General features: G+C 43.0%; 20 protein-coding genes. 7 read left to right on the top strand and 13 right to left on the bottom strand.

The window, feature by feature from the left end:
• Window positions 1-119 precede the first annotated feature (119 nt).
• The 6 genes from chrA to RM556_RS13780 form a co-directional block, all read right to left on the bottom strand.
• The gene (gene chrA, locus RM556_RS13805) at window positions 120-1337 is read right to left on the bottom strand and encodes a chromate efflux transporter (RefSeq protein WP_311374883.1); all 1218 of its coding nucleotides are present in this window, start codon (window positions 1335-1337) and stop codon (window positions 120-122) included.
• Window positions 1334-1969, bottom strand: coding sequence for a hypothetical protein (locus RM556_RS13800; RefSeq protein WP_311362257.1), 636 nt, complete (start codon window positions 1967-1969; stop codon window positions 1334-1336). Before RM556_RS13800 ends, chrA begins: the two co-directional genes overlap by 4 nt.
• 122 nt (window positions 1970-2091) lie before the next feature.
• Window positions 2092-2361 (bottom strand): hypothetical protein, encoded by a 270-nt coding sequence (locus RM556_RS13795; protein WP_311362256.1) that lies wholly within the window; start codon window positions 2359-2361, stop codon window positions 2092-2094.
• A 152-nt stretch (window positions 2362-2513) separates the two neighbouring features.
• Entirely contained in the window at window positions 2514-3509 is a 996-nt protein-coding gene (locus tag RM556_RS13790) for a hypothetical protein (RefSeq protein ID WP_311374882.1), read from the bottom strand.
• A gap of 53 nt (window positions 3510-3562) precedes the next feature.
• Window positions 3563-4081, bottom strand: coding sequence for a hypothetical protein (locus RM556_RS13785; protein WP_311362254.1), 519 nt, complete (start codon window positions 4079-4081; stop codon window positions 3563-3565).
• On the bottom strand, window positions 4071-4649 hold the full coding sequence (locus RM556_RS13780; RefSeq protein WP_311362253.1) for an RNA polymerase sigma factor: 579 nt from the start codon (window positions 4647-4649) through the stop codon (window positions 4071-4073). Before RM556_RS13780 ends, RM556_RS13785 begins: the two co-directional genes overlap by 11 nt.
• A 244-nt stretch (window positions 4650-4893) precedes the next feature.
• Here RM556_RS13780 and RM556_RS13775 point away from each other — a divergent pair, with 244 nt between their 5' ends.
• The 3 genes from RM556_RS13775 (at window position 4894) to RM556_RS13765 (ending at window position 7300) form a co-directional block, all read left to right on the top strand.
• Window positions 4894-5520: an MOSC domain-containing protein gene (locus RM556_RS13775; protein WP_311362252.1), complete on the top strand. Its 627-nt coding sequence runs from the start codon at window positions 4894-4896 to the stop codon at window positions 5518-5520.
• 179 nt (window positions 5521-5699) lie between these two features.
• The gene (locus RM556_RS13770; protein ID WP_311362251.1) at window positions 5700-6860 is read left to right on the top strand and encodes a hypothetical protein; all 1161 of its coding nucleotides are present in this window, start codon (window positions 5700-5702) and stop codon (window positions 6858-6860) included.
• A gap of 80 nt (window positions 6861-6940) precedes the next feature.
• Complete coding sequence (locus RM556_RS13765; protein ID WP_311362250.1) at window positions 6941-7300, top strand: hypothetical protein; 360 nt, start codon at window positions 6941-6943, stop codon at window positions 7298-7300.
• A 22-nt stretch (window positions 7301-7322) separates the two neighbouring features.
• Here the strand turns inward: RM556_RS13765 and RM556_RS13760 are convergent, their stop codons facing one another.
• A complete protein-coding gene (locus RM556_RS13760; protein ID WP_311362249.1) occupies window positions 7323-8507 on the bottom strand; it encodes an acetyl-CoA C-acyltransferase in 1185 nt (394 codons plus the stop codon).
• Window positions 8508-8761: 254 nt separating this feature from the next.
• On the opposite strand from RM556_RS13760, the gene RM556_RS13755 reads away from it, so the two are divergent.
• The 4 genes from RM556_RS13755 (at window position 8762) to RM556_RS13740 (ending at window position 18641) form a co-directional block, all read left to right on the top strand.
• The gene (locus RM556_RS13755) at window positions 8762-9406 is read left to right on the top strand and encodes an OB-fold-containig protein (protein ID WP_311374881.1); all 645 of its coding nucleotides are present in this window, start codon (window positions 8762-8764) and stop codon (window positions 9404-9406) included.
• A 74-nt stretch (window positions 9407-9480) separates the two neighbouring features.
• Window positions 9481-11505 (top strand): hypothetical protein, encoded by a 2025-nt coding sequence (locus RM556_RS13750; RefSeq protein WP_311362247.1) that lies wholly within the window; start codon window positions 9481-9483, stop codon window positions 11503-11505.
• Window positions 11506-11518: 13 nt separating this feature from the next.
• Window positions 11519-16678: a DNA repair ATPase gene (locus RM556_RS13745; RefSeq protein ID WP_311374880.1), complete on the top strand. Its 5160-nt coding sequence runs from the start codon at window positions 11519-11521 to the stop codon at window positions 16676-16678.
• Complete coding sequence (locus RM556_RS13740) at window positions 16659-18641, top strand: hypothetical protein (protein WP_311374879.1); 1983 nt, start codon at window positions 16659-16661, stop codon at window positions 18639-18641. Before RM556_RS13745 ends, RM556_RS13740 begins: the two co-directional genes overlap by 20 nt.
• Window positions 18642-18751: 110 nt before the next feature.
• Here RM556_RS13740 and rplI read toward each other — a convergent pair whose 3' ends face one another.
• From rplI to RM556_RS13710, 6 genes are all read right to left on the bottom strand, one after another.
• Window positions 18752-19204, bottom strand: a complete 453-nt coding sequence (gene rplI / locus RM556_RS13735; RefSeq protein ID WP_311362244.1) for a 50S ribosomal protein L9 — start codon at window positions 19202-19204, stop codon at window positions 18752-18754.
• A 21-nt stretch (window positions 19205-19225) separates the two neighbouring features.
• Window positions 19226-19453: a 30S ribosomal protein S18 gene (gene rpsR / locus RM556_RS13730; RefSeq protein WP_311362243.1), complete on the bottom strand. Its 228-nt coding sequence runs from the start codon at window positions 19451-19453 to the stop codon at window positions 19226-19228.
• Window positions 19453-19863, bottom strand: a complete 411-nt coding sequence (gene rpsF, locus RM556_RS13725) for a 30S ribosomal protein S6 (RefSeq protein ID WP_311362242.1) — start codon at window positions 19861-19863, stop codon at window positions 19453-19455. The genes rpsR and rpsF overlap by 1 nt, the downstream gene beginning before the upstream one ends.
• Window positions 19864-20044: 181 nt before the next feature.
• Window positions 20045-20662, bottom strand: coding sequence for an FMN-binding negative transcriptional regulator (locus RM556_RS13720; protein WP_311362241.1), 618 nt, complete (start codon window positions 20660-20662; stop codon window positions 20045-20047).
• Between the two features lie 15 nt (window positions 20663-20677).
• Window positions 20678-21529 (bottom strand): hypothetical protein, encoded by an 852-nt coding sequence (locus tag RM556_RS13715; RefSeq protein WP_311374878.1) that lies wholly within the window; start codon window positions 21527-21529, stop codon window positions 20678-20680.
• A 35-nt stretch (window positions 21530-21564) separates the two neighbouring features.
• The gene (locus tag RM556_RS13710) at window positions 21565-21933 is read right to left on the bottom strand and encodes a GntR family transcriptional regulator (protein ID WP_311374877.1); all 369 of its coding nucleotides are present in this window, start codon (window positions 21931-21933) and stop codon (window positions 21565-21567) included.
• Between the last annotated feature and the right edge of the window lie 13 nt (window positions 21934-21946).

Below are 21946 nucleotides of genomic sequence, written 5' to 3'. Positions count from 1 at the left end.
GTTACTTTTACACAATGGCTTAAAAATTTCGGCCTGCTATTATGCGTGAAAAAATATGAATTGTCTGCGCCAAAAGAAACTAATTTATCACCGTTCTATTTTTCGATAACGACACATACTTAGATAAAGCTGAAGACATAAGCAAAACCTACGGCTGACAAAACAACTAGCCAAGGTGGGAGCTTCCAAACGGCTAGCGCTAGCCATGCAACCAGAACAATGATGAGTTGCAGGACCGGATTATCGGCATCTTGCACACCTGCAGTAAATACTGGCCGATATAAAGCCGCAAGCAACAAACCGACTACGCTGGCGTTGATTGCGGCCAATGCGCCACGAAAAACTGATTTCGTTCGCGTGCTTTGCCATAGGGGCATCACCCCAAATACCAACAAAAAAGAAGGCAGGAATATGCCAATCGTTGCTATCAATGCACCAGTCAAGGCCGAAATACCAAGCGGTGAAACTGCACCGATAAAGGTAGCAAACGTGAACAATGGTCCGGGAACTGCTTGTGTTGCTCCATAACCAACGAGAAAAGTTTCGCGACTCATCCAAGCTTTATCAAGGACCTCCGCCTCAAGCATAGGCAAAACAACATGCCCTCCGCCAAACACCAAACTACCCACTTGAAAAAAGGAAGAAAACAGCGTCAGTTCTGTATGGGAAAACATAGTCGCTAGTATAGGTAAAAACACTAAAAGTAAGACGAAGGTCAATAAGAAAATAAAACCTGTTTTTCTCGATGCGCCAAACTGGACCATCGTGGTCTTTGGCACGCATTCCCTCTGGTAAACTATCGCGCCGAACACGCCACTTAAGACTATCAATATAATAGGCGTTGCACTGTATTCAAACCACAACACAGCACACGCAGCAATTACCGCGATGGTTTTTCGCCCAGCATCATGACAAATGCTGCTAGCCATTCCCCACACCGCATTTACAACAACGGCAACCGTTACGGCTTTTAAGCTCAATAGTACTAGTTTAGGTATTTGTTCAGACCCATAAACTAGCGCCATTGCAACACCAAATAGTAGAAGCGCTGAAGGCAAAGTAAAAGCAAACCAGGCAAGCACGGCTCCAGAATATCCGCCTTTCAACAGGCCAATTGATATACCCACTTGACTGCTTGCCGGCCCGGGCAAGAACTGGCATAAAGCAACGATTTCAGCGTATTCATCTTTGCTAAACCAAGCTCTTTTTTCAACAAACTCTTGTTGAAAGAAGGCTAGATGAGCCACCGGCCCGCCAAACGCAACACAGCCAAGAGTTAGGAAAGAAACGAATATGGTTCGCAGATCAGCTTTCTGTGATCTTACTAAGCCGGTCATTTTTTATTGGATTCTTTAAGTAAAATATCGAAAACAGTTTTCCCTTTATCGTTCAAAGGAAACTGCATCATAGGTATAGGCTGCCCGTGATTTAGATCGGCCTCAACAAAATAGTGACTTTGTGTTTGCAAACGAAAACCATATTGCCCGCCAACTTTTGCAATAAAATCGGTAGGGTCGCGACGGCTCGGATTCGCAAATATACAAACATATGTTTTCACGTTTTTTACCCCTTTCTTAGAAGGGACACGAAATGGGTGTCGCCGTTTTGCTTTCACAGGATCGAGGGAAATAACAATATTGGCTTTGATATTCAGCTTTCTGAGTTCTTTCATCGCAATATCTTTGGCCACAGCTCCGCCTCTACTATGCCCAATCAGGTTAATCCGAATTTTGGGGTTAGCGAGTTTACGCTTTACGATATCTTGGATGATTTTCTTTTTATCAAGATAACCGAAATAGGCCGTTTCCGAGTAAGGACCTTTTTTCATGTTGAATGCAACTTGTGCAAAGCCCATCAAATTGGTGGGACCCCAGCGCACAACACCAAATCGTTCACGTGTTTTATCTGCGCCACCACCAACAAAGTATATAATATTGGATATTTCGGCTTTGACGAGTTCTTCAGTCATGGGCTGTCGGGCTTGTTTTAAGATCTATCGAAAAAGTAGTTTTAGTATAACGACATTTTGGCCTAAAGGAATGTCCGCGGCGTAATCTTTCGCTTAACTTTTCAAATCAACCAGCAAAATCTCTAGTCTTCAAACGGTACTTTGTGTTCAATGAGCTGCATGATAATGCAGCGCTTGGCTTGTTCAGTTGTTGTCACCTTATGCTTTTTCATCACGCGCTTGGTCATTCGCTGCACCATACTCTCCGTGAAAGCTTTTGCTCCTCTCCTTATTTCAGTATCTATAATTGACTTACAAAACGAGTCCACTTCGGAGGACTGTTTTGCCGTGGCATGACCCGTATTTGAGAGTAACGAGAGCGCCAACGCGGCCAAAAAGTAGTGTTTATACATATAAAAGCTTACCAACAGAAGTGACTTGAAACGCTAGAGTAGCACATAAACCATCGTCATTCCTGCAGGGGCAGGAATCCAGTCCCCGCATTCGCGGGGATGACTATAAACCACCGTCATTCCTGCGAAGGCAGGAATCCCGTTCCCCATAGCTATTTCGTGTTAAGGCGAATGTTGCCATGTACGGTGGATACTTCAACTGACGCTGTTGGGTTGGCGGTACTAAATTCTAACCAACGTCTTGGCCCATGTTCAGCGCGCTTTTGCTTATCATCTGTAATCTTATTTTTAATCGAACCACCGGCGTGCGCTTCTATGTCGAAACGAGCCCCAACCCCTTTTTGAAATATCAACTCAATAGTGCCCCCTACTGAACTTGCGTCAACGCTCCCATCCGCTAGAAGATGCATTTGAACATCAATAGAACCATTCACCGTGTTTAGCTCTAATTCTTCTACTTCTTGTAGGTTAAGTTCGATGCTGCCATTGACGGTTTCAGCTTCAACTTCTGTGCTGTTACTTTCCATCTCTATGTCGCCATTAACGGTGCTTACCTTCAGTTCATTCTCACTGCCTTGGGTGTTCATTTGCTTACCATCGATATCACCATTAACGGTCTCAATAGCAAGGTCACCATTTAATTTATCGGCATCAATGTCACCATTGACCGACTGCAAACGAATACGTCCACTAAGGTCTTCTATATCCATATTGCCATTGACAACGGTTACCGATAATCCACCATGGATATTATTTGCATCCACATCTGCATTCACCGAGGTATATTCCACTTTACTATTTTTAGGCACATGTATCGTTAAATAGTCTCCATTATCGCCATCGTTGCTACCCCAGTTTCCCCAGCCTCTATTCTTTTTCGTTTTCACATGAATCACAATAGAAGAGCCATTTCTTTCAAACTGGAACTCTTCGGTATTGTCACCTAGTTCACCAACAACTGAGACCTCACTTTTATCCCAACCAATGACTTTCGCCCTTCCATTCTGATGCTCAATTTCGACGCTACCGTTCGGGTCAGCTGCCATTTTTTCATCTACAGATTGTTTTGCTTGTGCCGAAACACTGCTTAAAACGAGAAGCGTTAACGCACAAAAGTACGGTGCTAGTCTTTGTATTCTTACGTTCATTTGTATGACTCCTAACTCTTACTCAGAGAGATTAATATGTTGAAATTCTACGTTTACGCTTGATTCCAAGTAGGTGCATGTACGCGTTCAATAATGGCCATTTGTTGTTCGTATACATTTTTTAACATTTTTAACAGTGCGGGGTTATTAGGCTCTTCTTCAAGCGCTTTCTTAATTGCGGCCGCTGCTTCATCTAATTCATCCAACTGCTGTTGCCAATTATTAGTTGCTGCAGGCCTATCCTTAAAACGAATAAGTAAAGATTGTTTTTGGTTTTGGTGTTGCTCGCTAATCGCCGCAATTAAGGCATCACCTTGCACTGACTTTCCTGTTTCATAAGCAAATAAGCCGACTGTTATCGCCACAAAAACACTTGCAGCAATGGCAAAAGTAGGTGCTCGCCAAGCTGCTTTCCCCACTTTCTCGATATTGTTTCCCGTATCGCTGTTTTCATGATTGTTGGCTTGGTTTATGGCCTGCTCAATACCAGTCCATAGCTCTCGCTCGGGCGCAAGTTCACAAGTTCCTTTCTTTACCATTTGATCCAGTTTTTGTTGTGAATTACTGCTCATCACTTATCCACCCTTGTAGTAAATTTTTTGCTCGATGAAACTGGGCTTTGCTTGACCCCACTGCCATACCTAAAGTTTTTGCGATCTCTTCATGACGATAACCTTCAAGAGCATGCAGCACAAAAACCCATCTGGCTCGCTCTGGTAATTTATATATGTACTTTTCCAATTGAACATCTTCGAGGCAGCCATAGGTGACTTCCTCAAACGCACTAGACTGTTCAATATTGATCATTTTTTGCCACCAGCCACGCTGCTTTCTAATATAGGAAATAGTGACATTGGAGGTCACACTATGCAGCCAAGTGCTGAACTGGCTGTTTCCATCAAAATTATCTATTTTGCGCCACAGCTGAATAAATACCTCTTGCGTCGCATCCTCTGCTAGGGATTTATCTGCGCACAATCGTAAACATAAGCCATAAACCATATTGAGGTATTGATCATAAAGTGCTTTAAATGCTTTCACATCCTGCTGCTTAGCCGCTGCAATAAGCTGCGTTTCTTCAACTTGTTGTTCTGAAGATCGTGACACTTGTTTTTTTATCAGTGTTAAATCAGCTGGCATAATATGCGTATCATTCTCGGTTTATATTTCGGCTTCAAAGAGTAAGTCGCAAGGCTACTCAAAAAGGTTTAAATAATTTAAAAACTCTCAGAGTCAGTTGACTTGAGACAATAAGAAAGCGTACTTTAGGACTATACTACTTGTGCTGAACTCTGGCTAAATATATGCCACCGGTATCACTGTTGAGTGTTGTCTCTGCATAAGAGTCCAGCAGCTTTATATCCATTTAACCATTTGAGAATATATGATTATTCAAGCACTGTATGCTGGAAAGCCGCAAGCCTTTGGTCCTAGACAAAAGCCCAGTAGCATTATTAAAACACCCCATGATCAACTTACAATTGAGTTGGATGGTGCACTTGAAGATGAGCAAGGCAATAAAAAGCTCCATGGAGGTCCAGAAATGGCACTTCATCAGTATTCATTAGAAAGCTACGCCGTCTTACAAAAACGATTTCCAGAAATTGCAGATAAACTCACGCCAGGCAGTATAGGCGAAAATATCTCTGCGCCCGATATGAACGATGAAAACGTCTATATTGGCGATACTTATGAAATTGGTGATGTGGTAATACAAGTTAACTCGCCTCGCGCCCCTTGCGTTAAGATCAATCAACGATATAAAACCAAAAACGTTGATGTCTTCGTCGCTCAGAAAGGGATTACTGGCTGGTATTTCCGAGTATTGGAAACAGGGACAATAAAAGTCGGCGACCAAATGAAATTAGTGCATCGGCTACAGAACACCAAGTCGGTGAAAGACATCATTAGATTAGTCAGAGATAAAGACAAAGACTTACATGCACGCCTAATAGCCGCTGAAATTCCAGCCTTAGCAAAAGAGTGGGTAAGTAAGCTGAAGAAGTTTTAGTGCGTAAGTCACTGCCAACTATAAGTAAAACTCGATTATCTCGTTCACTCGCCAGATTTAATCTCAACAAACTGGGATTACGCCCGATAAGTTCTTAGAGTCACTTTAAACAGAGCTGCGCTTTCATTTTGTCTATATCACGTACTTTTCTTGTCGCTATTCTTCTTTTTTGCCAATGCATGCAAACGGCTTCCGCACGCGAGAATATATTCGACACAAAAGAAACCATCGAGTTTTCAGGTTTTGGCAGAATAGTGGGCGGTTACTTAGATGATAAAGACTTAGCATTTCAACATTATCAAAATAATTTAAGTTTCACTGAGCAAAGCTTATTGGCGCTGCGTGTTGATGCTCACTTAAGCGATAAGCTCAAATTAGTTACCCAAGGTATTTTGCATACTGGGACTATTCGAGAGAACGAAGTGCAATGGCTATACCTACAGTATCAAGCCTCTCGTTCTTTAAGTGTTCGCTTGGGTAGACAACGAATGCCATTTTTCGACTTTAGCGAGACAAATGATGTCGGATTCGCTTACCCTTGGATAACACCACCCATTCAAGTCTACACAGACTTTTTGTTTTTCGACATCGATGGAATCATGGCCAGTTATGAATTTTCTGGCAAGGATGTTTCAGGGGCAATTGAAAGCTACTTTGGAGAATTTGAAGGCGAATTAACAGTAGCAGAAACAAGCAGTCAGACTAAGCTGAATAACAGTCGTGGTTTAATTCTGAAGCTCAACTACGATAGTTTTACATTTCGTGCTTCCCATCATATTACTCAAGTAGATTTAGGCCTTAAGCCAATCGTCGAATTTCGCGATATTTTGCGCTCAGCAGAACTAAATGACGCAGCCGACTCAATTGGTGTAGAGGGCAGCATCGAGTTTTCCCAGCTTAGTCTTAGTTATGACAGTTTTGACTATTTTATGAAAACTGAACTAACCCGATACGACTCCGATTTCCTCGCCTTTCCCGATGTTAAGAACGGCTACATTACCCTAGGTTATAATTTTTACCCTTATTCACTCCACCTAACATATGCAAACAGCGTCGAAGAATATGACCGACCCGATAATCTCATCCCAGTGGGGATCAATTCGGAATTAGATGCACTTTCTTTTGGTTTTGATCAAATCCTGATGCAGCTTAACAGTGATGGTTTAGAAAGCGTCACATTAGGGCTTAGATACGATTATAGTGATAATGTCGCGTTTAAGACTGAGCTGGCTAAGCTTAATGGTGATGACAATGCGAGAGGTCTATTTACAGAAAACAGCGTGAGCAACCCGGGCAACAAAGCTAACTTTTTCCAAGTTGCCGTGGAATGGGTGTTCTAATGCGCTTTTCGGTTGTTGTATTGACACTTCTTTCTATTGCTTGCTGTGGCATAAGTAAGCGAGTTTGCGCTGAGGAAAGCTTGCGATCAACTAAATTACTTATAGTCGCCAATGTTGACTCTGAACTTTCACTCACTAAGCAAGAGGTAAAAAACCTGTTCATGGGTGGTGTCATTGACTACGACTTAAGGCCTATTACCTTAACCGCAGCGAATAAAGAACGCACCTTATTTCATGCACGAGTACTAGGCCTTACAGACGCTAGAGTAAGATCATACTGGGCGCAAATGCGGTTTTCAGGTAGGAAGCAACAACCGGATACTGCAGAAAATGAAGCGCAAGCACTTGAATATGTGACAGCTAATGCGGGTACCATCACCTACATAAAATCGACGACGCCGCTGCCCGAAGGTTTGGTCGTCGTCTATCGTAGTAACTAATCTACGTAATGTTGTAGGTCGTTTACGCTATCTCAAACAAACCTGCAGCGCCCATTCCGCCGCCCACACACATCGTTACAACTACATATTTTACGCCACGACGTTTACCTTCAATCAAGGCATGACCGACTGCACGCGCACCTGTCATTCCATATGGGTGGCCGATTGAAATTGCACCACCGTTAACATTGTAGATCTCAGGGTCGATACCCAATTTATCACGACAGTATAAAGCTTGACATGCAAAGGCTTCATTCAGCTCCCATAGGCCAATATCATTCATAGTTAAACCATTGGCTTTTAGTAATTTAGGAATGGCGTAGATTGGACCTATACCCATTTCTTCAGGCTCATTTCCCGCAACCATCATGCCACGATAGATACCCAAAGGCGCCAAACCACGTTGTTCTGCTAACTTAGATTCCATCACTACGCAGGCAGAGGCACCATCTGACAATTGACTCGCGTTTCCAGCAGTAATACAACCACCGTCGATGACTGGTTTAAGTGATTGCAAACTTTCTAATGTCGTCGATGGGCGGTTACCCTCGTCTTTTGCTAGGGTCACTTCTTTAAAAGAAACTTCTTTGGTTTCTTTATCCATGATGCCCATAGTAGACGTCATTGGCACAATTTCATCGTCAAATTTGCCCGCAGCTTGTGCCGCAGCTGTGCGCTGTTGCGACATCAATGCATATTCGTCCTGCGCTTCACGTGAAATGTTGTACTTTTTAGCAACATTCTCAGCGGTATATAGCATTGGCATGTAGGCGTGCTGGGCTTTATCAGTCACATTTTTATCTAAGCTCTTGCTAACCCATTCAAAATACTTTGCTTGGATTTCTGAGATGTTTTCTTGACCACCAGCTACCACAACATCCATACCGTCAACCATGACTTGTTTAGCCGCCGTCGCTATCGCCATCAAACCTGATGAACATTGACGATCAATCGTTTGCCCGGAAGCTGAATAAGGTAAACCGGCAGCTAGCGCGGCAAGTCGAGCAACATTCGATCCTGCGCTACCCGCGTTGAGTACAGAACCAATGATGACATCATCAATTTCTGCACCTTCTACGCCAGCCCTTTCAACCGCGTGCTGAATCGCGTGCGCAGTTAAGGTTGGTGATTTTATGTTATTAAATGCGCCGCGATAAGCGCGACCAATTGGCGTGCGTGCAGTTGATACAATGACAGCTTCTTTCATTTGTTTACCCTCAGTTAGCAAGATATTTGAGTGGGCATGTTATCCACGTACACTCAAGTTAGTTAAGCGATAGTGAAACTAAACCAAACTGATAGCAAGCTATCGAGCATTTTGCTTTCTTATAAAAATAAATTTAGTTGACTTATAGTTACTTTGAAATAAGCGTAAAACGGGGCGCAAACGATTGACAGATTCCACCACACAGGGTAATTTCAATGGTTCTTCTATATGGACATTTAAGGCAAGGACGAGAAATGGAAGTCTTCCTCGAATACATCTTCAGTATGCCAATCGTAGCATTCACCATCCCGTTAATGATCATGATAGTGTTTTGGGTATTTGCACTCATCGGTATGCTCGATATAGAAATTCTTGATTTCACTGGTGACGCAGACGCCGAAAGCACCGACTCTACGGGTTCTTCCTTTCTTGAATCGCTTGGTCTCGATGGCGTGCCGCTTACCGTCGCTATTACTATTGTCGAAATCTACGGTTTTGCCTTCGCCTATCTGGCGAGAAAGTTCATCATGCCTCTATTTGATGGCGTGCTTACGGCAACCGCTGCTGGTTTTGTGGTCGCTGTACTCGCCCTGGTAATAGCCTTACCGTTTGCGACCTACACAAGCCGGCCTTTTCGCAAAATTTTTATCACCCACGAAGCCGTCACAAAGTCTGATTTAATTGGCACCTATTGCATTGTCACCACACAAACGGTTAACGAAAGTTTCGGGCAAGCAAGAGCCGAAGACGGCATGGTTTACAGTGTGAGAACAGCACCCGACCATCAAATTGCTGGTGGCTCTCGTGTTGTACTTATCGATTTCAACAAAGACAATGACACTTTTACTGTCGTCACCGAAGCAGAATTGATGGCCATGTCATCAACCCAACACATTTAATTTAATTTAAGTTTTATCTCGCACTTGGTCTGTATTTTGGCAGTCAAGTATCGTGAAGTTTAAGGAGTAAACGAATGAGCGATATCATTATATTTTGGGGTTCAGTGGCTATTGCCATTGTTGTTCTTTTCCTATTGGTTGTCTTGATTATGGGTAAGCTTTACCGAAAGGTCGAGCAAGGCCGAGCAATGATCGTCAACACCATGCGTGCGGAACCTAAAGTAACCTTTACAGGTGGTATTGTTATACCGGTCTTCCATAAACTTGAAATCATGGATATCTCTCTCAAAACGATTGAAGTTGACCGCAGCGGCTCTGACGGTTTGATCTGTAAGGACAATATTCGAGCAGATATCAAAGTGGGCTTTTTCGTCAAGGTAAACAAAAACAGTGATGATGTACTTAAAGTGGCTCAAGCAATCGGTTGTGAACGTGCATCAAATATCGCCACCCTAGAAGATTTATTCAGCGCAAAATTCTCAGAAGCCCTAAAAACAGTGGGTAAATCACTCGAGTTTGAAGACCTATACGCTAAGCGAGATAACTTCAGAGACTTAATTATCGACAACATCGGCACCGACCTCAATGGCTACGTGCTTGAAGATGTTGCCATTGATTACCTCGAACAAACACCTATCGAGAAGCTTGATCCCAATAATATTCTTGATTCGCAAGGTATTCGCAAGATCACGCAACTCACTGCCGAGCAGCATATTCAAACCAATATCTTCCAGCGTGATGAAGAAATGAAAATCAAACGCAAAGATGTTGAAACACGTGAAGCTATTTTAGAGCTTGAGCGCCAAGAAGCCGATGCAACTGCGAAGCAACAACGTGAAGTAGAAACGGTTAAGTCGCGTGAAAAAGCCGAAACTGAGCGCGTACAGCATGAGGAAAACCTGAAAGCTGAACAAGCACGAGTGCAGTCTGAGCAAGAAATTCAAGTACAAGAACAGAACAAACAACGCGAAGTAGAAGTGGCCGAAAATAACCGTTTACGTGCTGTAGCGATTGAAGAAGAACGCGTTATCCGAGCGCGTGAGCTAGAACAAATTGATCGTGAAAAAGAAGCCTCATTACAACGTATTGCTAATGAAAAGCTCGTAGAACATGAAAAACGTGAAATTGCCGAAGTAATAAGAACAAGAGTTGAAGTCGATAAGACCGTGGCCGAGCGCGAAGAAGAAATCAATGAACTTCGTGTGGTTGCTGAAGCTGACCGCAATAAGAAAGCCAAAGTGATTCATGCTGAAGCAGAAGCTGAAGAAGCCTTAGTGAAAGACATCAAAGCCGCTGAAGCCGCTGAGAAAGCAGCCGAATATCACGCCAAAGAGAAGTCGATTACGGCAGCGGCTGACTTGGAAGTTGCTGAAAAACGCGCGCTTTCTGAACGTAAACAAGCAGAAGGGCAAGAAGCCCTTAGTGCTGCTGATGGCCTAGCAGAAGCGAAAGTCATGGAAGCGCAAGCAGTTGCAAAAGAACAAGAAGGCATGGCTGACGTTCGCGTGAAAGAAGCCATGGCTGATGCAATTGAGAAAAGTGGTGTTGCAGAAGCGGAAGTCATGGCGAAGAAAGCCGAGGCAGAAGCTGAGGGCATGACCAAGAAATTCGCAGCAATGGCGACCATGTCTGACGAGCAAAAAGCGCACGAAGAATTTAGAATGCGCCTAGATAAACAACATGAGCAAATTATCAAGTCTATCGAAACCAATGTCGACATTGCTGGTCATCAAGCACTTGTCTTGGGTGAAGCATTGAAACAAGCTAACATTGATATTGTTGGTGGAGACACGGCTTATTTCGATAGCTTTGTGAAGTCATTGTCTGTAGGTAAAGCAATTGACGGCACCATTGGCAAGTCTGAAACCTTAGGTACGGCTTTTGAAGATCACTTTAATGGTGAGGCTAGCTTTGTTGAGGACGCGAAAGAACTGGTCGCAGGTTTCGGCAGTGCCAGTGGAAATGCAAAAGATGCGGCAGTGACAGCGATGATTGCCAAGTTCTTGAAAGACAATGGTGATAATCCTCAATTGATGGAGTTGGTCACGAATGCCTTGAGTCAAAAAGGTAAACCTAGTAGCGATAGTACGTCTAGTTAATAGGTACTGATTTATGGCCAGTGATCAAGAGCAACTCGACCAAGCTGTTGCCGATGGCGGTGCGTATGAAGTCATTCGTGCGCGTCTCATCTCGCAAGCAAGTACCCTAAAAACCAAAGTCGATAACCTAAATAACGCCCGTATTGAAGAATTTGGCCAGGCCAAACTGGAGGTTGCAGGGCGAGTCAGAGTCCGCACAGAAAATAACTGTGTGGCACGCGATATTGTTCCAGTTGGAAAGGATCTCCTATTTGGTTACAACGTTTTTATCGGCTTGAAGAAAGAAACACAAGTGGCTGATGTTTTTAGTCTCTATCATTTGGTAGAACAAGACGGCACTTATGAGCTTGAACAAAAAGACCTAGCCGGTTCATTTCTAGCGGACCCGAGCTTTGTAAAAGAATTTAATGAGCTTTACGTATACTACAAAGAAGCTCGCTTAATTCAGCTAAAAGTACAAAATCAAACCTTATTTGCGGTATTCCAAATTGGTCGCAAACTTGAAGATATTAGAGTATTCCAATGGCGTATTGAGAAAGACGGTAGCGCCAACTACATAGATAATCGGGGCGAACGTGCAATTAAGAAGGCCCCCTCTCACGATTTTGAATGGAAAACTGCGGGACGCGAACATCACGAAACCGGCAGCCACCCGCATATTAACGTGCTTGATCAGGTTTTCGTTGAAACAATTAATGGTCAACTGACGATCAAGGTGGAAAACAACACAGAAGACGGTCTAGGTATTTATAATGAAGAGGTAGACGACGAAACCCAAAGCCTCGCAGACGCCACTGTCCAATATGCTCAAGTCGGTAGCTTAATTCTTCTGAAAATATTGCCCTACCGCGAAAAAAACTATCGTTATCTTGTTTTCAATGTGCGCACTCAAAAGGTCAATCGCATCGATGCAATTGGTCTAGCCTGTATTTCATTACCTGAAGACCACGGTATTATTTTCCCAGGTGGTTATTATTTACAAAACGGTGAGACTAAAAAGTTTCCTGACGAAATTGATGGCCTGACTTTTAAACGCAGTATTCGCTCGCCTAATGGTGAGGATGTTCTGTTTATTTTTTACGAACCAGAGTCTGGTTTAGCCGGTCTGTATTCGTATAACCTTATTCGCAAAGAGTTACAAAACCCCATTTATGCCCACGGGTTTAGCATTTTCGACAATGGCAAAATGGTTATTTTCAGCTCGGAAGATGAAGCGACTCGCGTCCACCCTATGCAGGTATGGGAAACACCTTATTACAGTGATGAATTCGCAGCTAAGCAACCCAATAAAGATAGTTTCTATAGCCGTATTGGCAATAAAGAGTTGGTGCGCGGTATCTCTGATATCGTTTCGATACATCGCAATATCAACAGCAATAACCCTAGCCGCGCTTCGTATGAAGACCTGATTAAAACAGCGAAATCCATGTTCGATACATACTATTGGATTGCCGATGCAGAGGTAGATGGCCTAGGTGAGGTGATAAAAGAAATCACCAGTACTGCCGAACTAGTGATAGATGAGTTTGAAAAAGTCGAGCAAATTCGCCATCAAGCGATACTTGCTTTAAGCGAAGCAGAAGAAAAACAACAAGCGGTGATTGGCAGTATCCGCACTACCTCTTGGAGTACACCACAAGAATTCGTTGATTGCTTAATGAATTTGCGCAAGCAGCGCGGCTTTTTAGTCACCCTAAAAGACCAGCGTTACATCGACAAAGAACGGATTACCGAACTCGATGATGCAGTGCAAACCGCCTTTGATGAAGTCAGTAATGCTACAGTAACCTTTTTATCCGATGACAGTGCGCTTCAACCTTATATAGACAGCGTGACAACACTTGAGAAACGCATCGAAACGGCTGAACTGGTGGTCGTTATCAATGAGGTTAACGAAGAATTAGAATCGCTATCGCTCGGCTTAGATTTATTAACCGAAGTTCTCAATGGCTTAAAAATTGACGATGCCACAAAGCGCACCAAAATCCTTGATGATATTTCCGAAATCTATAGCAAACTCAACAAGGTTAAAGCTCAAGGACGTAATCGACGTAAGAACCTAGGTTCGAGTGAAGCAAGCGCTGAATTCGCTGCACAATTTAGACTGTTCTCACAAAGTATCAGTAGTGCCCTTGCAATGGTCGACACACCCGATAAAGCTGAAGAGCAACTGTCTCGCTTGTTGATTCAGTTAGAAGAACTTGAATCTAAATTCAGTGAGTTCGATGAGTTCCTCGGCGATATCATGGAGAAGCGAGAAGAGCTTCACAGTGCATTCGAAAGTCGCAAACAAAGCCTGATGGAAGAGCAGCAACGTCGTGCCCAGAATATCTTTAGTGCGGCGGAGCGCATTCTCAAGGGTGTCAGTCGGCGAGCAAATGGTTTCAACGACCCCACCGATTTAAACACTTATTTCGCTTCCGATCCTATGATCTTAAAGATCGCTGAACTTGCACAGCAATTGCGTGAATTGAACGATCAGATCAAAGCAGACGACTTAGAATCACAACTCAAAGCCGTGAAGGAACAAGGAATACGTTCTCTTCGTGATAAACAAGATATTTTCGAAGACGGCGGCGCAGTCATTAAGTTAGGTAAACATAAGTTTAGTGTGAATACGCAGAACTTAGATCTCACTTTGTTACCACGCGACGATGGCTTATACCGGCATTTAGTCGGTACTGACTATTATGAGCGTGTTGAAAACGAAGAATTAAGCACCTTAAAGCCTTACTGGCAACAAAACTCAGTGTCAGAAAACGCAGAGGTTAGTCGAGCAGAATACTTGTGCTCGGTGATCCTTCAAGATGCCGAGAACCAGCGAAATGAACTCAGTTTGACGCAGCTATATGACTTAGCATCCGATCCAAAAGACAAAGATAAAAGCGCAGCATTGTCGAAAATTATTCGAGATTATATGACAGCGCGCTATCAAGAGGGCTACGAAAAAGGCATACACGATGCTGATGCTTTGCGCTTACTTCAAGCCTTATTGCCTATTCATCAAAAAGCTGACTTGTTGCGCTTCGCACCGAAAGCTAGAGCACTAGCGATAATGTTTTGGACACACAGTTTAGCTGATGACAACCAGCGTACGCTATGGTGCAGTCATGCCCAAAGTGCATTGATACTTTCTAAGTCTTTCTCTACCTTGGCTGGATTTAAGCAACTAAGAGCACAACTTGTTCAGGCGATGAAAGCATTTGTCTGCACTTATACACTGCACTTTGACGATACTAATATCGATCAAGCCGTTGATTATCTGAGTTTAGAATTGGCGCAAGATAAACTCGAGTTTGTGACCAGTCAATCAGGTACTGATATCAAGCGACAGTTTGAGGAAGCAATTAAAAGCTTAGGTCACGAAAAAGACTTCCGCGATGCAATGCAACAGTTCGAGCGTCGTTTAGCCGACGGACGCAAAGCGCTTTCAAGCAAATCAACGCAAGCAACAATCGCTGGCTTGCATGAACAGTGGACACTCGCTTGCGCTTGGATTGAGGCAACTTTAGGTCAACAGGCTGATGGCGAACCCACCGCAGACCTCGAACTGGTGCAACAAAAGCATTATATTGAAGAGGCTGCGGCCTTGGTTATTGCTGGTACAAACTTACCTGTTCGCGTGACATCCATTAAACTAAACGCAAAGATCACCGATTTATTAAGCGACCATCCTCGTATTAAAAATGGTGAGTTACATCTGTCCGTTGATGAATTTAATCAACGCCTAAGTCATTATCACACAACACATGTATTGAACTTCGAGCGCTATCATCAGCTTAGAAATAGTCTCATGAAGGAAAGTCGCAAAGAGCTTCAACTTGAAGCTTATAACGCGAAGCCTTTAAGCTCTTTTGTTAGGAATCGGCTTATCAATGAAGTCTATCTGCCTATCATTGGCGACAACCTTGCGAAACAAATGGGCACCGTTGGTGATGACAAGCGCACCGATTTAATGGGCTTATTGTTGCTAATCTCTCCGCCAGGTTATGGTAAAACAACCTTAATGGAATACATTGCAGACCGGCTCGGTTTGGTCTTCATGAAGATTAATTGTCCGTCTCTTGGCCATGATGTTACTTCAATTGATCCTGGTAATGCGCCGAACGCAACTGCAAAGCAAGAACTTGAAAAACTCAATCTTGGTTTAGAGATGGGTAATAACGTTATGCTGTATTTGGACGATATCCAGCATACGCACCCTGAGTTTTTGCAGAAATTTATCGCTCTTTGTGATGGCACGCGTCGTATTGAAGGTGTTTGGAAAGGCGAGAGTAAAACATATGATATGCGCGGTAAGAAGTTCTGTGTCGTCATGGCCGGTAACCCTTACACTGAATCTGGTGATGTCTTTAAAGTGCCAGACATGCTAGCTAACCGGGCCGACATCTATAACCTAGGTGATGTGCTTGGTGGTAAAGAAGAACAGTTCGCCCTCAGCTACATAGAAAATGCGCTCACATCTAACCCTGTTTTAGCGCCTCTTGCGTTAAGAGATATGAAAGATGTTTATCAATTTGTGGCGATGGCAAATGGCGAAGAAGTGGCTAGCAGTGAATTTAGTCATCAGTATAGCGGTGCCGAAACCAACGAAATCGTATCGGTATTAAAGCACTTGCAAGCGATTCAAGAAGTCATTCTAAAAGTGAATCTACAATATATTGAATCGGCAGCAACTGCAGAAGACTATCGCGAAGAGCCGCCATTTAAGTTGCAAGGCAGTTATCGCAACATGAATAAAATGACTGAGAAAGTCTCAGCGGTTATGAATCATCAGGAACTCATGCAGTTGATTGGTGATCACTACACTGGTGAAGCCCAAACGTTGACTTCTGGCGCGGAAGAGAACTTGTTAAAGTTAGCCATGCTGCGTGGCGTGATGACGGAACAACAGCGGCAACGTTGGGAGCATATTTGCAGTGCGTTTGACAGTAAGCAATCGCAGAATATTGAAGGCGATCCACAACTGCAGGCTGTGCGGCAATTGTCACAAATGGCTGGTGCTTTAGAAGCAATAAAAGTAGATATGCAGCAGTCTGATACGGGTGACTTAATTCGCCCCATTAATCGTGTTGCGGCGGCAATGCAACTGCTCAGTCGAGTGTGGTCGGGCGACAAAAAAGAGGCTGACAAAGAGAGCGAAGAGGGTAATATTGATTCCAAAGAACCTTAATCTAGCTGGCGAATTTTTTCAGCGTCAGGACTCATATCAAGGTCGCAAACAAAGCGGTAGGATCACTCTGTTTACAGTGGTTCTGCTTGCCCTACTACTTGTCATTGCTGGTGTCACTTATACTCTATACGCGCCTTATGAAGATTTACCCGTTCAGCAAAATCGAGAAATGAGTACTACTCCAACGAGTGCAATTGAAGCGATAGAAGACCTTGAAAAGGCGCCGACTAAAAAACAAATCACTCAAAAAACCATTGCACCAGAGCAAACCACAAGCTTATCGTATTGTGCCGCTCCGGATCTTGAAGTAGTAGGCTTTGACTGGGACCAAATGTCCGCTGCGATCAAGACTAGAAGTGTAAACTGGCGGTCATTATCAACAGTAGATCTGGTAACCAACCCACAATATCGCCACTATGAAGCCGAAAATATGAAGAGTCAATATGGCACTAGCTTCATTCAAGAGAAAGGTAATTCGGAAGTTCAGGAGTTACTATATAACAGTGAACCTGCAATGGCGTTTAGCACAGGTGAAAGAGACGCTGACCTCATTATCGAGCAGTATAAAGACGACCTGAGTTTGGTGCTAACTAGTTTACACTTCAATCCTTACGGTTTGAGTCAGGCTCAGTTTTCAGCGCTACTTGACAGGCATCCTGGGTTTGACCGCACTTTCGCCTACGATGTCTTATATGAATTGCGCAACTCGCAAGCAGAGCTCCTCGACTTATTCATGAAGAGAGTCGATATGCAGAGCCCCTTGCCTTCATCTGCTGACAAAAGCGGCACTCACTTACTGTTTAGAATATTACTCAATGGTAATTTCGACAGCCTTCACCACGCCTTATCACTTGGCTTAAGCGTGACTCCTAAGCAATCACAATCTCTGTATTACGCACTTAAGGTCGGCACTTCATTCAGATTAGAGCCCACTGATGAAGGAAGACAAGAGTTCAGGGCATTAGTCAGGCAGATTTCAGATATTGTTGGTTTACCCAGTGCTAACGACGTAATTGCTATCAGCCAAGTACTGGAAAGAGATCCCAAAGAGATGTTTATTCAATATGGCATTGATATTAACGAATACTTACTGAGTTCAGTGAACGAGAACTTGTCAGGTTTCAGTGAAGAAGAAATAGATAAACGCCTATCAGAAGCACAAACTCAATGGCCCCACTATATTTTACGCTTAAACCCGAACTCAAGCTGCCAGAATGAAACTGAATTCCACTGGACTGGCGAAGAGTTGATAAGGTGGTACGAGCAACGTATTGAAAGCAAGGATGATTTAAAGGCTGCTGACGAGGAGTTAGTAAAAATCTCTAGGCTTTATGTACAAAGAGCTCACTTACTCTATTACTCGTCTCGCTTAAAAGTAAAGTATGAAGAATTTGGCGAAGAAAAAGATAGAGAGTTTTTTATGAAGGCAGCCGAAGCCTTCGGTGGTGAGGATAGTGATTCAATTTCAAAGTTATTTTCAGAAGCACTTACTGAGGAGCAAAAGGGCTTGGTAAAAATGATGGTTGTCATTTTCTCTAAGGATCCGAATGCTTTTGTGAAATCCAGTAATATGGGCTTAGTTTTTGACGAACTGGATATGTTAAATGCTGTTCGTTTTGGCAATAAAAGTGCTGTGGCATGGTTCATTAATGAAGGGATTGGCTTTGGAGGTGTGGATGAATTAGAAAATGGTATTGTGTATTGGCTCAGTATGATGAAGTCATTTGAAGCATTAGATGATATTAAGCAAACTAACATTCCCGTTTACTTTAATCCGCAAGGCTTAAACCCACACGAATTGCACTATATACAATGTGGCAACTATGCCGCTTCACCTGCGCTTATCCGCGAACTTGAAGTAGGTCGAGATATTAAGCAACAGATAAATTCAGAGCTCTGCGAAAAAATAAGTGGCTATCAGCGTTTCCTTAGACAGCAAGATAGCGAAGCTGGATTTAAGTAATCGTACATACAAGTATTAATCACGCAAAAAAAAGGCCGAGTAACAATACTCAGCCTTGATATTTTTGCATCAACACCTAAGTGTTAATAATGCGCCTTACGGCCAATGACTTATGCTTCTTGGATAATAACCAATTTGATTGAAGTCATGACTTCAGAGTGTAGTTGAATATCAATTTCAAACTCACCTGTTTCACGCAATGTACCCGTAGGCAATTTAACTTCTGACTTAGCAACGTCAACGCCAGCTGCAGTAACTGCATCAGCGATATCACGAGTACCAACAGAACCAAACAACTTACCTTCATCACCAGCTGGAGATGCGATAGTGACTGCTTCTAGTGCAGAAAGCTTATCAGCACGTGCTTGCGCAGCGGCCAATTGCTCAGCAATTTTAGCTTCCAACTCAGCGCGACGAGCTTCAAACTTCTCAACGTTAGCTTTAGTTGCTGGAACAGCTTTTTGCTGTGGGAATAAAAAGTTACGTGCGTAACCTGATTTTACTGTGACTGTGTCACCTAGACCGCCTAAGTTGGCGACTTTGTCTAGTAGTATGATTTCCATCTTGCTACCTCTATGCCAATCTTATTTATGTGAGTCTGTATACGGTAACAATGCTAAGAAGCGCGCGCGCTTAATTGCAGTTGCTAACTGGCGCTGATATTTAGCGCTAGTACCAGTAATACGGCTAGGAACGATTTTACCACTTTCAGTGATGTAGTTTTTCAACATAGAGATATCTTTATAATCAATCTCTGCTACACCTTCAGCTGAAAAACGGCAGAATTTACGACGTCTGAAAAAACGAGCCATTATTCGTCTCCTTCTTCTGTTTTAGCTTCTTCCGTTGCTGCTGGAGCATCGTAAGATCTTTCTTCACGCTGAGGTCTACGATCATCGCGACGCTCTTCTTTAGCCATTGGTGACTGTTCAGTCACAGCAGCTTTAGTGCGCATTACCATGTTACGTAGCACGATGTCGTTGTAACGGAAAGCCGTTTCCAACTCTTCTACTGCTTCAGCATTTGCTTCTGCATTAAGTAGTACATAGTGTGCTTTGTGAAGTTTTTCGATTGGGTATGCCAATTGACGGCGACCCCAGTCTTCTAAACGGTGGATTTTACCGCCGTCTTGTTCGAGGATACCAGTGTATTTTTCAATCATGCCTGGTACTTGTTCACTCTGATCTGGGTGAACCATGAATACGATTTCGTAATGACGCATTATTGCTCCCTACGGTTATAGTCTCGGATAGTGAAGCCGTCTATATGGAGACAAGGAACTGAGATGTTGACTTCAAGGGCGCGCATTATACATACGCAAAGCCCTTGAGACAAGGCTTTTTGAGCATTTATTGTTAGCTTAATACACAGACGCAGTTAAGCAAGGTACATGATTTTACAACTTACTTGCTGCCATCACCTAGGCCACGTTTTTTCATATACTCTGCCAACTGACGGGATTCACTATGTACGCTGTGGCGCAGCGCCTCATATACACCTAATTGATCCTCTGTTTTTTTCTGTTGGCCTAATTTCTCTTTAGCCTGAATTTCGTCGACCACCACCTTAAACCCAATCACGGCTTTTAATAGTTTTTCAATATAATCAGTGGGCATTAAGGTTTTATTGTGGGCAATTTCAGGCTCGTATTTTTGTATTAGAGCATCAATCGCATTAACGGTATCTTCTTTGTTTAATTCCTGAAAAGTACCAAAGCATTGTACTGACGCATAATTCCAAGTAGATACACCGGGTCTTGATACGTACCAAGTAGGTGAAATGTACGAGTGTGGACCACTAAAGACCACGGACACTCTCTGTCCACTCAAGTTTCGCCATTGGGGGTTGGCGCGCGCCATATGACCGATCACCGTTCCTTTATCACCCTCTTTAGCGTTGTATAAAAGAGGCAAACGAGTGGTTTCAAGGTCTTGGGAAATCAACAAGCCGAAACCATATTCTGAAATAAGATTTTCAATTGCTAATGGGTCGGTTAGCATTAAATTTTTCGGGATATACATTACATTCCTTGTGACTTATTTCATGCGCTCAGAATCACTACTCTCATCAAAAACTGACTTAGGCAGGGTCAGTGCAAAAGCAGATAGCGCCAGAATAAGCTGTAAATACAAGGATTGCACTATTAATTTATACTCAACTAAATAAGAACCTTGTACCCAAATACTCAAAGAGATATGAAATAAAGCGAGAGCCAAAATAAGCAGATTGATCTGAATGGCTCTCTTTTTTATCGCATCACGGTGCTCTGGGTGATAATAACCCTGGCTGTTCTCACCTCTATACAAGTAGATAACAATCGCAAAAAAGATACCATTTATAACCAATAAGCCGAGTAAATTTGCATAGCCAGCAAAACCTTCGAATGGGTGATTTACAAAGTATAATATGGTGGCTACAAACACGAGGTTAGCTATGCCTATTAGTACTAGCAAAGACATGGGTATGTAGTCTTGCCAGCTTCTAACACGCAATGATGCGCTACGTTTGCTTCCCGCATACTGCTTAAATATAGTAAAAAGACGCTTATGCATGAATACCATTACAACGACAGGGATCATCGCCAATAAGTACATTATCATCACGCCCATATGGTCATCCCAATTGAGAAGCTCAGTTCCATTGAAAATAGCGTGAAGTACCATAGCACCGACGACTATCAAGATAAATGCAACTGAACTCCAATAAACCTTGGTAGCTTTGGCCAGACATTCTTTGACATGAGCTTCTGATTGCGGGTATCGATTAATGCCATAGTTTAAGGCTATGTTTGTTAATTTAAAATAGCTCAGCACTGGTATCAGGATAAGCGTGAAGCCTACTTGCATTAGCATGAGCAAGTAATTTGATTGAGGTAACCAATCAGACATAATTTTTCTCCAATATGTAAATAGTGTGCATTACTCTAGCGAGACATCGCTTGGGTAAATGCATTTCTAATTTCTGAATCTGTCGCGCCCGCTTTCCGATATTTTTCAATATCGACCAACATAGTTGAGCCAAGCCATTCGTTAATATCAATATGCAAGTTGTCTAAGGCATCGCTGCGAACAAAAGAACCGCGATAGCCTTTTGATTCAATCACGCTGTCACGTTCGAGCAACCTGTAAGCCTTCGCGACGGTTTTTGCATTAATATCTAAATCTGCCGCAAGCTGCCTAATCGAGGGTAGAGCATCTCCAGCCTGAAGTTGCTTATTCTCGATCGCCTGCTTTATCTGCAAAACCAATTGATGAAAAAGTGGTTCTGGTGAGTCAAGATCGATAGTAATCATTAACAATTGTACC

The sequence above is a fragment of the Alteromonas sp. W364 genome (genome assembly GCF_031846205.1).
GTDB lineage: Bacteria > Pseudomonadota > Gammaproteobacteria > Enterobacterales > Alteromonadaceae > Glaciecola > Glaciecola blandensis.
The sequence above is the reverse complement of the archived record's forward strand: the minus strand, read 5'-3'. Positions and strand labels throughout refer to the sequence as shown.

What these genes read in the sequence shown, in the direction of transcription:
- RM556_RS13710 (WP_311374877.1), bottom strand. Translation starts at nt 21,933, where the DNA reads ATGATTACTATCGATCTTGACTCACCAGAACCACTTTTTCATCAATTG.
- RM556_RS13715 (WP_311374878.1), bottom strand. Translation starts at nt 21,529, where the DNA reads ATGTCTGATTGGTTACCTCAATCAAATTACTTGCTCATGCTAATGCAA.
- RM556_RS13750 (WP_311362247.1), top strand. Translation starts at nt 9,481, where the DNA reads ATGAGCGATATCATTATATTTTGGGGTTCAGTGGCTATTGCCATTGTT.
- chrA (WP_311374883.1), bottom strand. Translation starts at nt 1,337, where the DNA reads ATGACCGGCTTAGTAAGATCACAGAAAGCTGATCTGCGAACCATATTC.
- RM556_RS13785 (WP_311362254.1), bottom strand. Translation starts at nt 4,081, where the DNA reads ATGAGCAGTAATTCACAACAAAAACTGGATCAAATGGTAAAGAAAGGA.
- RM556_RS13760 (WP_311362249.1), bottom strand. Translation starts at nt 8,507, where the DNA reads ATGAAAGAAGCTGTCATTGTATCAACTGCACGCACGCCAATTGGTCGC.
- rpsR (WP_311362243.1), bottom strand. Translation starts at nt 19,453, where the DNA reads ATGGCTCGTTTTTTCAGACGTCGTAAATTCTGCCGTTTTTCAGCTGAA.
- RM556_RS13720 (WP_311362241.1), bottom strand. Translation starts at nt 20,662, where the DNA reads ATGTATATCCCGAAAAATTTAATGCTAACCGACCCATTAGCAATTGAA.
- rplI (WP_311362244.1), bottom strand. Translation starts at nt 19,204, where the DNA reads ATGGAAATCATACTACTAGACAAAGTCGCCAACTTAGGCGGTCTAGGT.
- RM556_RS13770 (WP_311362251.1), top strand. Translation starts at nt 5,700, where the DNA reads ATGCAAACGGCTTCCGCACGCGAGAATATATTCGACACAAAAGAAACC.
- RM556_RS13745 (WP_311374880.1), top strand. Translation starts at nt 11,519, where the DNA reads ATGGCCAGTGATCAAGAGCAACTCGACCAAGCTGTTGCCGATGGCGGT.
- RM556_RS13795 (WP_311362256.1), bottom strand. Translation starts at nt 2,361, where the DNA reads ATGTATAAACACTACTTTTTGGCCGCGTTGGCGCTCTCGTTACTCTCA.
- RM556_RS13780 (WP_311362253.1), bottom strand. Translation starts at nt 4,649, where the DNA reads ATGCCAGCTGATTTAACACTGATAAAAAAACAAGTGTCACGATCTTCA.
- RM556_RS13800 (WP_311362257.1), bottom strand. Translation starts at nt 1,969, where the DNA reads ATGACTGAAGAACTCGTCAAAGCCGAAATATCCAATATTATATACTTT.
- RM556_RS13755 (WP_311374881.1), top strand. Translation starts at nt 8,762, where the DNA reads ATGGAAGTCTTCCTCGAATACATCTTCAGTATGCCAATCGTAGCATTC.
- rpsF (WP_311362242.1), bottom strand. Translation starts at nt 19,863, where the DNA reads ATGCGTCATTACGAAATCGTATTCATGGTTCACCCAGATCAGAGTGAA.
- RM556_RS13775 (WP_311362252.1), top strand. Translation starts at nt 4,894, where the DNA reads ATGATTATTCAAGCACTGTATGCTGGAAAGCCGCAAGCCTTTGGTCCT.
- RM556_RS13790 (WP_311374882.1), bottom strand. Translation starts at nt 3,509, where the DNA reads ATGAACGTAAGAATACAAAGACTAGCACCGTACTTTTGTGCGTTAACG.